The sequence below is a fragment of the Paenibacillus sp. FSL M8-0228 genome, assembly GCF_038007385.1.
Lineage (GTDB): Bacteria > Bacillota > Bacilli > Paenibacillales > Paenibacillaceae > Paenibacillus > Paenibacillus polymyxa_D.
The window spans coordinates 4,670,548-4,683,286 of record NZ_JBBOXA010000001.1 but is presented as its reverse complement, the minus strand read 5'-3'; the positions used below and the strand labels follow the sequence as shown (position 1 = coordinate 4,683,286).

The window sequence follows — 12,739 nt, the reverse complement described above, 5'->3', positions numbered from 1 at the left end:
AAGAGACACTATGGGAGAGAACCAATATAAATACAAACTGCTTGCGCTCGACATGGATGGAACCTTACTGAATGATAATCATGAAATTTCCTTGGAAACGATTAACTGGATTAACAAGGCGATTCAGGAAGGGATCCTTGTATGCTTGTCTACTGGACGTGCAGCGATGCATGCTCTGCCTTACGGTCAGCAACTCGGCCTGGAGACGCCAATGGTAACTGTAAACGGCAGTGAGGTGTGGAAATCACCCCACGAGTTGTGGCGCCGTTATTTACTTGATAAGGAGCTCGTTCGTAAGATGCACCAGATTGCCGTAGAAACAGGCTCTTGGTTCTGGGCTTACTCAACGGAGGAATTATATAACAGAGATCGTTGGCCGGATACATTGGACACACAGGAATGGCTTAAATTCGGTTATAATACGGAAAATGATGAAATTCGCCACCAAATTTTGCTTAAGCTTCAGGACATGGGTGGACTTGAAATTTCCAATTCTTCGATGACAAATCTGGAAATTAACCCAGCTGGTATATCCAAAGCCAGTGGAATCGCTGAAGTGTGCGACTTGCTGGGCATTACTCTGGAGCAGGTGGTTGCTGTTGGCGACAGTCTGAATGACCTGGCTGTGATTCAAGCGGTTGGACTGGGCGTAGCCATGGGTAATGCTCAGGATACAGTTAAAGAAGCCGCTGATGTGGTCGTGGCTTCGAACAATGACGACGGCATTGTAGAAGTGATTCGTGATTATGTGCTTGTGTAATACAACGAATGATGCAGCAAGCAGGATGAATGGACGAGAAGGAGGAGGCCCATGGACGTTGTAGGTTGGATTGTTGTCATTGTGTTGTTCATTGTGGGCATGGCCGGGGCGGTATATCCCGTATTGCCGGGGGCGCTCGCCATCTATTTTGCATTTTTTGTATACGGCTGGTTTTTCTCGTTTGCTCCATACAATGCATTGTTTTGGATTATACAAACACTAATCGTCGTTGCCCTTTTTGTTGCCGATTATGCTGTGAATGCGTGGGGAGTCAAGCGATTTGGCGGCTCGCGTCTGTCAGCAATCCTCAGCACTGTCGGGATTATTATTGGCCCCTTCGTTATTCCGGCATTTGGCCTGATTTTGGGACCATTTATCGGCGCCGTACTGGGTGAGCTGATTGGCAAAGCCCCGCTGGATCGAGCTATAAAAGTGGGCTTTGGCTCTGTATTAGGTCTTTTTACCAGCACCGTGATGAAAGTGATTTTGCAGCTTGCCATGATTATTGTATTCTTGATTTGGGTGTTATGACCCGAGATTCGTTTTCGTTTATTATGATTTGCAGAGACAGAATCGACATGCGGCTCCGCACCGGTGATGGCTCAGGCCATGATTGTTTGTGCGGGGCTTTTGCATGCGTGTGAACAGCAAGAAAGAAGGGAACGCATTTTGTCCAATAAAGAAACATTCCTTAAAGGTACGCTTATTTTAGCTGCTGCCGCCTTGGTGGCCAGAGTGCTTGGTCTGGTACAGCGTGTTCCATTGGAGCATCTGCTAGGTTCCGTAGGGAACGCCTCGTTTACCATTGCGAACAACGCTTACTTGATGCTGCTCACGGTGGCTACGGCCGGCATTCCAAGCACGTTGAGCAAAATGGTTTCAGAACGTTATGCACTGGATCGGCCTTCGGAAGCGCGACGTGTGTATCGTGCAGCTTTAATATTCGCGGCTGCGGCAGGCATTATCATTACAGCGCTGCTGTATTTTGGAGCGCCTTATTTTGCCGAGCATGTAGCAGGGGTTCCGCAATCCGCTTTGGCCATTCAGGCTTTGGCACCAGCATTACTGCTGTTCCCTGCCATTGCTATGATGCGTGGATACTTCCAAGGGCGCGGTAATATGACCGCAGGCGGTATTTCACAAATCGTGGAGCAGGTTGCACGGGTAGCGACCGCTATTATACTCGCTTTTATTATTTTGAAGCTGGGTTATGGAGATCGCGAGGTTGCAGCTGGGGCCTCCTTTGGGGGTGTCATGGGAAGTCTTGGCGCTCTGGCGGTCATGTTGTACTACACGGTAAAATTGCGTCGTCAGGATCGACAGGATCGTCAAGATCAATTCCAAGAGGAAAGCTCCGCGCTACCGATGATGCGCATTTACAAAGATATTTTTAAGCTTTCCATTCCGATTGTATTGTCGTCTCTGACCGTTCCGGCGGTCAACTTTATTGATACCTCGATTGTGGTGAGACTGCTGTCTGGTCAAGTGGGGTTGGATCAGGCGACTACTCAGTTGGGTTATCTAGGCTCTCGGGCACAGAGTGTGGCGGGGATTCCGCCGATTTTGGCCATTGCGCTCAGCCAATCGCTCATTCCGATCATTTCAGCGGCATTTGCTCGTAAGGATGAGCAGCATTTACAAAATCAGATGACGCTGGCTTTGCGTATCTCTATTTTGACTGGAATGCCGATTGTGCTGGCTTTATGTGTGACCGCCTATTCTATTAATGGTTTACTGTTCAGCTCGCTTGGAGGCAGTGGTATCATCGCTGTTCTGACACTCGGAACGATATTCCAGATTACGATGATGACTTCTAATTCGATATTGATCGGTATGGGCAAGCCGCGTATTTCAATGGTTAATGTCATGGTCGGGATCGTCGTCAAGTTTGCAGCGAGCTGGCTGCTGGCTGGTTGGCTTGGGATTTACGGGATCATTGCCGCAACCGGATTATGTTTCCTCGTGATCACATTGCTGAATTTGCGTGTGCTTAAAGGGATCGTCTCCTTTTCCATCATGGGCCGTCGCTGGGCAGGTTTCCTAACCGCAGTCGTCGTCTCAGGAGCTATCGGATACGGTGTAAATGAAGCCTGTATTCTGCTGGTGCATCTGATGCCTGCGCGTGTAGCCTTCTTCATCGCATGCTGCATTGCCGGAGCGACTGTACTGGTATGCTACTTGGTGTTGCTGGTTGTATTGCGCGTATTGCGCAGGGACGAGCTGGGCAACTACCCACGTATGTTGCAAAAGGTACTACGTCCGTTAATGCGCCTACAGCGTGAGTCCACAGGACAGCGAGGCTAAAAGAGCTCTCCAGTCTTTCAGTGGAAAGGTTGCAAGCTGTTATGGGCAACGTGGGCCATTGCTGTTTTTTGTATGCCATGGCGATGCTCGTGGCGCATGGCAAATAACAGCGGTCGCCTTGGTTCGCTTAGATGCCCAAGTGTGGAGCCGTCCTGAAACCAGTCATACCGGGGGATTGGATCATAAGTTGTATCGGACCAGACGGCGTTCAGCTCCGGGCTGTACAGACGTTGTCCTGGCGGTAGCCATTCATGTGCTAAAAGCGTTGCACTTTCATCTGGAGAGTGCAACGCTTTTTGTTCATTCGGGGTGAATAGTCCAGGCCAATAGTCGCTGCGTGAACCCGTATGCGGCACACTGTTAGCGAATGCTGATGCCTGGTCCAGCACCTGCTGATGGCCGAAGAGCATAGCATAGAGACTTTTGCCAAAGCCGATCCGCTCGTCCAAATGGCCGAAACGCTCCATCACTAGTCCAGCAAGCCCACCGTTTAGCCCAAGTGGAAATATAACCTGATTAAGCTGGAGCCAGTCATGCAAATAAAAGCCCGGCTTGTGTGTCACAAATTTTTGAAAATACGGATCTTTTACCACACGTCCTTCAATATAGTTTTGTTCATTAATGATGAGCGCCACAGTCAACAGAGAGCTATCACGCCATGCCCAGAAACGTTCCCAAAAGGGCTTCATGAATGGCGAAACGTGAAAATAAGGCAACAAATGAAAGCAACTCCGACCTAAATGACGGCTGTGCATGTAAAGTTGCAACTGCGGATAAGCGTCTTGAAAAATAAGGGCGTTACAGCGCTCCAGTAGCCGATACAGCCATTCCTTTTCCTGCTCGCCGAATAGGTTGTCAATCAGTCCCCCTTTCAGATCGGTCATATGATAGCCGCCATTACGAGAAACCAGGTGAGCCAGTAATGCCCAGTGTAACTCCGGGTAGCCACGATAGCATTCAAGGTAAGCAGCAGTGCGGGTAACGTTGCTGCGATTCTCCTGTGCTGTATCGTTCTTGATCCGCTCCAGCAGCTCACAGTCTGTTTCGCATAAGGGCATATTCAGAGAAGAGGGACGCGTAGCGGGTCCGTTCACCAACATTAACGCTTCAGCTTCATTCATAGCGGCCTGTGCCGTATGATAATCCCACGCTAGTTCACGCAAGGGGTAGCGTAATTTGCGGGATTCGGTCCAGGCTGCCCGTTTGCCTTCCCAAGCTTCCTCAGCAACACGGGGAACGGAACCCAGTAACTTTAGCCCTCCCTGAAGCTGTCGAGATGCCGTATGGAGCCATTCGGTAAGAGACATGACTAAATAACCTCCTTTCCAACTGCAAGCATCCCCGTATCCTGCCAAGTAAGTTGGGTATGCTGTTAGGATGTCGTCGTTTATGTGGTGGATTCTTAAGTATATATTTAGTATGCCTCAATGAGAGGGCTTCCAATCGGCATGTGAGCAGAATGGGGGAGTGTGCAAAAGCTTCACTTGGCGTTACAATAGAAAGTGCAATCTTTTCAGTATAAAAAGAATTTAAGGAGGAATCATCCATGCAAAAAATCGTCTCTCATGAAGACTTTAATAAGGCAATATCCACTCCGGGCGTAACGGTGGCTGTATTTAAGGCGGACTGGTGTGGGGATTGTCATTTCATTGATCCGTTCATGCCTGATGTGGAACAACAATATGCAGATAAGCTTACATTAATTGAGATTGATGTAGAACAGGCCGAAAGCGTCAGTCAAGAGCAGAATGTATTGGGGATTCCTAGCTTTATCGCTTACAGTGAAGGGCGAGAACTGGTACGTCTGGTGAACAGACTGCGCAAATCCCGCGAGGAGATTGAGCAATTTTTGGATCGGGCTGTTGAAGTCCATGCGAGCTTGGCAAAATAATGAATGCTGTACATGCATACATGAAGGTTCCAAATTGAATTTTAAACATCAAGACATTCAGAAAGCCGCTTCCTTTCAAGGGGGCGGCTTTCTCACGAACACGTTCACATTTTGTCAACAAAGCTCGTATGTCAAGGAACGATATATCAGTTATAATTACTATAAGTGATCATTTCACAACATATAAAGTGAATAAATATTATATTTGGAAGGATACGGGTGAATTTGAATAACAAAATTAGAATATTAAAATGGCTGGCACTCGTAACATGTATTGTCATGTTTTTGGCTACCTTCGGTGGAGGTGTTGTGACGCGGACGGATTCGGGTCTGGGCTGTGGCCGGGAATTCCCGCTATGCAATGGTAAGCTGGTTCCGGCACATACGATCGCATCCCTTATTGAGTTCTCTCACCGCTCCGTCAGTGCCATGGCCGGGATTCTTTCTATCGCCTCATTTGTTGGCTTTTTGCTGTTTATGAAGCATCGAAAGGATTTACAGCTATTCTCGCTGCTCACGCTCTTGTTTGTGATCATACAAGGTGCAATGGGGGCGTTGGCTGTCATATTCTCCCAATCAGCTGCGGTCATGGGACTGCATTTTGGCTTTGCGCTTATCGCTTTTGCCAGTGCGACTATGATGACGCTGGGGGCCTGGCAGGAGCATGCGGACTCACGCCACACTCCGCGTCTGATTCCTGGGCCTGTCAGTCGGGGCTTTCGTAATTTTATATGGCTATCGACGATCTATACCTATATTGCTGTCTATTCAGGGGCATTGCTTAGTCACTCGGTCATCCAGAAGGTTGTAAATATTGGAGGCTTCATATCTCCACTGTTGCTTCATCAGATTTCAGCCGGTCTGCTGTTCGTCATTATCTTGGCTGTGGGTCACTACGCATACCGTTATCACCCGAATCACCGGGACATCCGTATATTGGGTGTTGTATCGGTCTTGTTAATCCTGCTTCAAGTGGTGATTGGAATTATCTTGCTGTACGTCAACAGACCTGAAATCTACATGTTTATCGTGCTGGGGCATATGCTGGTGATTGCATCGTTGTTCTCCATCTTGGCTTATCTGAGCTATCGTGTATGGCAATTGTCACCGGATCGCAAGCTTGTTCCGACCCAAGCACAACGTACCTAAGCATTTCATAGATCATAGTGAAGCGGATTTTTGCCCAAGTGGCGTTTAAACACGTATAATAGCATATAAGAAACAAACCAGGCCCACGAGTTTCTCGAGGGCTTGATTTGCTTAGGAGGAATCGTCCAGTTGATCTACCAGAATTTGCGCCAATTTATTGAAGCACTGCGTAAAGAAAATCATCTTAAAATTATAGAGGCACCTGTCGATCCTTACTTGGAGCTGGCTGAGATTCATCGAAGAGTCATTGAGGAAGAAGGGCCGGCACTGCTGTTCACGAATGTAAAAGGAACTCCGTTTCCTGTAGCCAGTAATCTGTTTGGCACGAATCGCCGTGTGGACATGGCTTTTGGCCCGCGCCCAGAGCAACTGATGGATGCGATTGTAGGAGCAACCAAAACATTGTTTCCACCTACACCCAAAGCATTGTGGAATGAACGTGGCCTGATTAAGGACATGCTAAAAGTAGGCCTAAAAACAGTATCTCATAGCGAGGCTCCTGTATTGGGAGTTCGCCGTACAGAGGCTCCGCTGGCACCACTGCCTAAAGTGACCAGTTGGCATGAGGATGGAGGACCGTTTATTACCCTTCCACTCGTGTATACCGAGAAGCCAGGTCAGCCCAAGGATCATAATCTGGGGATGTACCGCATTCAGATTTATGATGATCAGACGACGGGCATTCACTGGCAAATTCATAAAGGCGGCGGTTTCCATTATCATGAAGCGGAGCTGCGTAATGAGCCGTTGCCTACGACGATTATCATCGGTGGCCCGCCTGCTCTGATTGCGTCTGCCATTGCTCCAGCACCGGAAAACTTGCCTGAGCTGTTGCTGGCTTCGCTTATTATGGGAGGCAAGCTGCCCATGACAGAGGACCCGCTTGGGGGTCATCGGATTCCAGCAGAAGCAGAATTTGCAATCAGCGGTTATGTGCCACCTCATGAACGCCGTCCGGAAGGCCCGTTTGGCGATCATTTTGGATATTATTCATTACAGCATGATTTCCCTGTATTTCATGTCAAACATATGCATCACCGCAAGGATGCCATTTATCCGGCAACTATTGTAGGTAAGCCTCGGCAAGAAGACTACTACCTCGGTGAGTTTTTGCAACGTCTGCTGTCGCCTGCCTATCCGCTTGTGATGCCTTCCGTCAAGTCCCTGTGGGCGTATGCGGAAACGGGCGTACATGCGCTGGCAGCGGCAGTCGTACGTGAAAGCTACTCCCGTGAAGCGCTTGTATCCGGTTTTACCATTTTGGGTCAAGGTCAATTGTCATTGACCAAGTTCCTGATGCTGACAGATCGAGTCATTGATTTATCTGACTTTAACCTGCTGTTAGAAACCATTCTGGAGCGATTTAATCCAGCAAGGGATTTATTTATTTTCAATCACACGTCACACGATACACTCGATTACACAGGCCGCAAGCTGAATCATGGCAGTAAGGCGATCCTGATGGGAATAGGTGAGCCTGTACGTGAATTGCCTCGTGCTTATGAGGGAGGCGATCTGCCGGGCATTCGTGAAATTGAGCCCTATTGCGGAGGGTGCCTCGTTGTGTCCGGCTCTTCCTTTGAGCAGGAGCCTGAACTCGCTGCGCGTGTATTGGAGCGATTAGCTGCGGGTGAGCAAGAGTGGCCGCTCGTTTTCATTGTGGACGATGCCAAGGAAGTCGTTCGCTCTCAAGCCTCGTTCCTGTGGACGGTATTCACTCGCTTTAACCCGGCTACGGATATGTACGCGGACAGCGAAGTGCGTTTGCATCATCTGAACTATAAGCTGCCGATTGTAGTGGATGCGCGTATGAAGCCGGGGTATCCGGATGAGGTGTTACCGCGTGAGGATATTGTTAAGCTTGTAGATCAACGATGGACAAGTTATTTCGCTTGACGCCCTAATTAAACCTAGAGCCGGATTTTATATTTATAAGGAGGCGTAAGCATGATACGCAAGCTACTGGGTGAGCCGCCGCGTGTGAACAAGGGCATCCTGCTAGATGCCATGAATAGCATGTCAGATATGTTGAACCTGCTGGAACGGCAAATTCAGGCTGGTGGAGATCCGACCCACGATTTTCGGAAGGCGGATATTTTGACACGCGGTCTAATGTCATCTCTGGATGAACTGGAGCAGAGCCATCATGCTGCCGCCTTTTTCCGTATGAAAGTGAAAGCCGGATATGCTGAAGATATGAGTGAGGATGAAAAATCCGACTATGCATTGTATGTTTTCTTTTATAAAGATGGGTTTGTGAGGGTATTTTCCATTTTGGATAAGCTGGGCAACTGGCTAAATGATCTGTATGATTTAAAAACAGGGCAGTATAAGGCGCATTATTCGTATTTTACCGTGTTGCGGCAGCTCAAGTATCTCAAAATGCATCCTGTATTGACCGATAATTTAAATGATATCAAGGATACATACAACGATGCCATCAATCGGCTGCGTAAGCGGCGAAATACGGAGATACACTATATGAATACGGAAATGCAGGATGATCTCTGGCAACGACACCGAGCTTTGTATGGAAAAATCCAACTGGAGGATCTCGATCACCATTTGGAAGATTTGCAGCAGGGCTTGGAAATGGTGTGTCGGTCGTTGTCAATCGCCTTTACTTATACTGCGAAACAATGGGAGAACCGGGCAGTACGCCCAAAAATATGATAGAAAATATCCTTTGACAAAGCAATGTAAACTATCTATACTGAAACCTAGTTTCAGAAAAATGCTTGAATTATGTTTTTTTATATAAACTTAACGGACAGCTAAAGCTGGAGTTTAACATATTTTTCTTATCCAGAGAGGTGGAGGGACTGGCCCGATGAAGCCCGGCAACCCGTTTTTTTCCCGGTGTAATACACTGGGAGGGAACATGATGGTGCTAATTCCTACAAAACCGCTAGAGTTATAGCGATTTTGGCAGATGAGAAAAGGATCGCTAGGTGGGGCCCTTTTCATTCTGTGAAAGGGGCTCTTTTTTGTATAAATAAATAGCGATTTTATACAATCCTGAGAGATGACAACTGGTAAAAAGGGTAAGGAAGAAGTGAAGGGGGTCGCAGCACGTTGATAGAGCTTAAGCAGTTAACCAAGCATTATGGCAAAGGCAACCGACGCGTTAATGCGCTGTCTGGGTTGAATCTTTCTATAAAGCGTGGAGAAATATTCGGAGTGATTGGTCACTCCGGAGCGGGGAAAAGTACATTGATCCGCTGTATTAATTTATTGGAACGCCCTACTTCAGGTGAAGTATGGGTAGACGGGGTAAACCTCACTACTGTGAATCAATCCCAGTTACAAATGCAGCGCCGAAAAATCGGAATGATTTTTCAGCATTTTAATTTGTTGTCTTCGGCGACGGTATATGACAATATTGCATTTCCGTTGCGGCTGGTAAACACGCCCAAGCAGAAGTTGGACCAGAAGGTCCGTGAACTGCTGGAACTGGTGGGTCTCGAAGAGCACAGTGGAAAATATCCGTCACAGCTCTCAGGTGGACAGAAACAGCGGGTAGGAATTGCGCGGGCGTTGGCTAGTGATCCTCATGTATTGCTGTGTGACGAAGCGACTTCTGCGCTTGATCCGCAGACGACGGGGTCTATCCTGAAATTGCTGCTGGATATTAATCAGCGATTTAATTTAACCATCGTGCTGATTACACATGAAATGCATGTCATTCAAAGCATCTGTGATAAAGTTGGCGTCATTCATCAGGGTGACATCGTGGAGCAAGGTCCGGTGGCGGAAGTATTTTTGAAGCCACAGCACCAGGTAACCAAGGACTTTATCCAGCGGGAGTCAGAACATCCCGAGGAGTTGCAAGCAGCGATTGCGGCAGCAGGTGGCGGCGAGTCGGCACAGGTGGTGCGTATCTCCTTTTTGGGCAGCAAAACATATGATGCGATTCTGTCGCGTACGGCTCGAAGCACTGGGGTTGATTTTGCGATCTTGCAGGGAACCATATCTACGATTAAAAATGTACCCTATGGTCAGCTAATCGTTCGTTTTGAAGGAAATCATGAGGATATAGAGCATACGCTGCGCGAAGTGTCTGGGCAAGGACTTGATGTGGAGGTGATCGGACAATGAGCGAACTTGATTTTTCACAAGTGAGTTGGGAAGAGCTAGGGAATTCTACTATGGAAACCCTTCAGATGCTCGGTGCATCCGCATTGTTCACCCTCATTATTGGTTTGCCGCTCGGCATATTATTGTTTCTGGCGAGCCGCTCCTCGTTGACTCTGATGAAGGTGATATACATTGTATTATCATTCATCGTTAACATTTTACGTTCCGTGCCATTTATCATTTTGATCGTTGCACTTATTCCTTTTACACGATCGCTGGTAGGTACCTCGACCGGGGTGTTGGGAACCATCCCACCATTGGTTATCGGGGCTGCCCCATTCTTCGCACGTCTTGTCGAAACGTCTCTGCGTGAAGTGGACAAGGGTGTCATTGAAGCCGCACAAGCAATGGGGGCCTCGACAGGACAAATTATCCGGCGTGTGCTGTTACGTGAGGCACTTCCGGGACTGCTAGCCGCATTAACCATTACCGTCGTTACACTCGTATCCTACACGGCAATGTCCGGGATGATCGGGGGCGGTGGACTGGGTACACTGGCTATCAACTACGGCTATTATCGTTATGAAACGGCTGTAATGATCGTTGCGGTCGTGCTGATGGTCGTATTGGTTCAATTGCTGCAAATGGCGGGAGACCGTCTCGTGCGGCATTATACTCGAAAATAGGGAAAACATATAGATATCCTTATTGATCAGGACGTCTGCTCCTGAATATTACAAATTATTGGAGGGGTAATAACATGAAGAAATGGGTATTGGCTGTATTAAGCTTGACATTAATTGCGGTGCTGGCTGCTTGCGGCACAAAGAGCACAACATCGGATACAAACAATGCGGCCGAAAATACAGGCGGATCACCACGTGAAGTGGAGCTGAAAGTTGGAGCTTCTCCTGTGCCGCATGCGGAAATTTTGGAAGCAATCAAACCTCAGTTGGAAAAAGAAGGGGTTCGTCTCCAAGTCGTTCAGTTTAACGACTATGTACAGCCGAACGTTCAATTGTTTGACAAGCAGTTGGATGCTAACTTCTATCAACATGTACCTTACTTGAATGTTATGAACAAAGAGCGCAAAATGAATTTGGTTTCTGTGGGCGCGGTTCACCTGGAGCCTTTCGGCATCTACTCCCAAAAATATAAAAAGCTTGATGAACTCCCAGATGGCGCAACGGTAGCCATTCCGAACGATGCAACAAACGGAGGCCGTGCATTGTTGTTGTTGGAAAAACAAGGTCTGATCAAGCTGAAAGACGCAAGCAACATTGAAGCTACGGTAAAAGATATTACTGAAAATAAGAAAAACCTGAAATTCAAGGAGCTGGAAGCGGCTATGCTGCCACGTCAGTTGCCTGAAGTGGACATTGCGTTGATCAACACGAACTACGCTCTGGAAGCTAAGCTGAACCCGACGAAGGATGCACTGGCACTGGAAGATAAAGATTCTCCATATGCTAACGTTCTGGTAGCTCGTCCTGATAATAAAGATTCTGAAGCGATTCAGAAGCTGCTTAAAGCTTTGCAATCCCCAGAAACTAAAAAATTCATTGAAGATAAATACCAAGGCGCAATTATCCCGGCATTTTAAGTAGGGAACGAGAACACATTGCACGCAAACCCCAGATTCTCTTGAACAAGAGGACTGGGGTTTCTTTTGGATAGAGTTGTAGGGGAAGCTTAAATATTTTATACTTGGGGGTGACCGTTCTCTGTGAACAGGAGGAAAATTGTTGAGAGATAAAGTCGCATTCATAACGGGTAGTGCCAAAGGTTTAGGTAAAACGACCGCTCTGCGTCTGGCGAATGAAGGCTGTAATATTGCGCTGAATTATGTGCATAGCCAAGCAGAAGCCGAAGCGCTTAAGCGGGTGATTGAGTCTAAGGGAGTACGCTGCCTGTCTTTACAAGGGGATATCACTGTTCAGAAAGATATCACGAGGCTGATTGGTGAAGTCCAGGATCGGCTAGGCGGAGTCGATATTATGGTGAACAATGCTGGACCGTTCATCCGGGAACGCCGCCTGTTTGCGGATTACAGTGTAGCTGAGATTCATACCATGATACAAGGGAATCTGGTCGGTACCATGTTGCTGGATCATTTGGTATTGCCTCACATGCGTAGCCAGCAATGGGGACGTATTATTCATTTTGGCTTTGGTCATGCTGGAGAAGCGAGGGCTTGGCCGCATCGCGCCGTCTACGCAGCCGCCAAGGTGGGGCTGGTGTCTTTTACGAAGTCACTGGCTGTAGAGGAGGCTCCTTATGGCATCACGGTCAATATGATCTGTCCAGGGGATATTCGAGGAGCAAATAAGGAAATGTCAATCGCCGATGTCATCGGCATGCAGGATAAAGAGACACCGCGTGGGCGTCCGGGGAGCGGAGAGGACATTGCGCGAGTGATCGCCTATTTGTGTGAGGAGCATTCGGATTTTATAACAGGCAATATTATGGATGTATCGGGAGGATTGGACCCCATTCGGCCAACCATATAAGCTTGAGTGATCCCTCAGACGCTGTAACACAAAAAAGAGTCTTGAGCT

At 47.9% G+C, this 12,739-nt stretch carries 12 protein-coding genes and 1 riboswitch; of the genes, 11 read left to right on the top strand and 1 reads right to left on the bottom strand.

The window, feature by feature from the left end; translation table 11 throughout:
* Window positions 1-10: 10 nt before the first annotated feature.
* The 3 genes from MKY98_RS21170 to MKY98_RS21160 all read left to right on the top strand — a co-directional run bounded on the left by MKY98_RS21170 (window position 11) and on the right by MKY98_RS21160 (window position 3,064).
* The gene (locus tag MKY98_RS21170; protein WP_069012607.1) at window positions 11-760 is read left to right on the top strand and encodes a Cof-type HAD-IIB family hydrolase; all 750 of its coding nucleotides are present in this window, start codon (window positions 11-13) and stop codon (window positions 758-760) included.
* A 51-nt stretch (window positions 761-811) separates the two neighbouring features.
* Window positions 812-1,291 carry a DUF456 domain-containing protein gene (locus MKY98_RS21165; RefSeq protein WP_061829850.1) on the top strand — a complete coding sequence of 160 codons (480 nt, stop codon included), beginning with the start codon at window positions 812-814 and terminating at the stop codon, window positions 1,289-1,291.
* Window positions 1,292-1,429: 138 nt separating this feature from the next.
* Window positions 1,430-3,064 carry a putative polysaccharide biosynthesis protein gene (locus tag MKY98_RS21160; protein ID WP_029518214.1) on the top strand — a complete coding sequence of 545 codons (1,635 nt, stop codon included), beginning with the start codon at window positions 1,430-1,432 and terminating at the stop codon, window positions 3,062-3,064.
* A 17-nt stretch (window positions 3,065-3,081) separates the two neighbouring features.
* On the opposite strand, the gene MKY98_RS21155 is transcribed toward MKY98_RS21160, so the two are convergent.
* Complete coding sequence (locus MKY98_RS21155; RefSeq protein ID WP_029518215.1) at window positions 3,082-4,371, bottom strand: DUF2515 family protein; 1,290 nt, start codon at window positions 4,369-4,371, stop codon at window positions 3,082-3,084.
* A 239-nt stretch (window positions 4,372-4,610) separates the two neighbouring features.
* Between MKY98_RS21155 and MKY98_RS21150 the strand changes: the two genes are divergently transcribed.
* From MKY98_RS21150 to MKY98_RS21115, 8 genes are all read left to right on the top strand, one after another.
* Window positions 4,611-4,955 (top strand): thioredoxin family protein, encoded by a 345-nt coding sequence (locus MKY98_RS21150; protein ID WP_025723593.1) that lies wholly within the window; start codon window positions 4,611-4,613, stop codon window positions 4,953-4,955.
* Between the two features lie 219 nt (window positions 4,956-5,174).
* Window positions 5,175-6,104, top strand: a complete 930-nt coding sequence (locus MKY98_RS21145) for a COX15/CtaA family protein (protein ID WP_029518217.1) — start codon at window positions 5,175-5,177, stop codon at window positions 6,102-6,104.
* Between the two features lie 129 nt (window positions 6,105-6,233).
* Window positions 6,234-8,000, top strand: a complete 1,767-nt coding sequence (locus tag MKY98_RS21140; RefSeq protein ID WP_208332629.1) for a UbiD family decarboxylase — start codon at window positions 6,234-6,236, stop codon at window positions 7,998-8,000.
* Between the two features lie 51 nt (window positions 8,001-8,051).
* On the top strand, window positions 8,052-8,777 hold the full coding sequence (locus MKY98_RS21135) for a Cthe_2314 family HEPN domain-containing protein (protein WP_069012609.1): 726 nt from the start codon (window positions 8,052-8,054) through the stop codon (window positions 8,775-8,777).
* Between the two features lie 125 nt (window positions 8,778-8,902).
* Window positions 8,903-9,043: riboswitch (SAM riboswitch) on the top strand.
* A gap of 136 nt (window positions 9,044-9,179) precedes the next feature.
* Window positions 9,180-10,202, top strand: a complete 1,023-nt coding sequence (locus MKY98_RS21130) for a methionine ABC transporter ATP-binding protein (protein WP_069012610.1) — start codon at window positions 9,180-9,182, stop codon at window positions 10,200-10,202.
* Window positions 10,199-10,867: a methionine ABC transporter permease gene (locus MKY98_RS21125; protein ID WP_069012611.1), complete on the top strand. Its 669-nt coding sequence runs from the start codon at window positions 10,199-10,201 to the stop codon at window positions 10,865-10,867. The genes MKY98_RS21130 and MKY98_RS21125 overlap by 4 nt, the downstream gene beginning before the upstream one ends.
* A gap of 74 nt (window positions 10,868-10,941) precedes the next feature.
* Window positions 10,942-11,784, top strand: coding sequence for a MetQ/NlpA family ABC transporter substrate-binding protein (locus MKY98_RS21120; protein ID WP_029518221.1), 843 nt, complete (start codon window positions 10,942-10,944; stop codon window positions 11,782-11,784).
* A gap of 142 nt (window positions 11,785-11,926) precedes the next feature.
* On the top strand, window positions 11,927-12,691 hold the full coding sequence (locus MKY98_RS21115) for an SDR family oxidoreductase (protein ID WP_029518222.1): 765 nt from the start codon (window positions 11,927-11,929) through the stop codon (window positions 12,689-12,691).
* Window positions 12,692-12,739 lie beyond the last annotated feature (48 nt).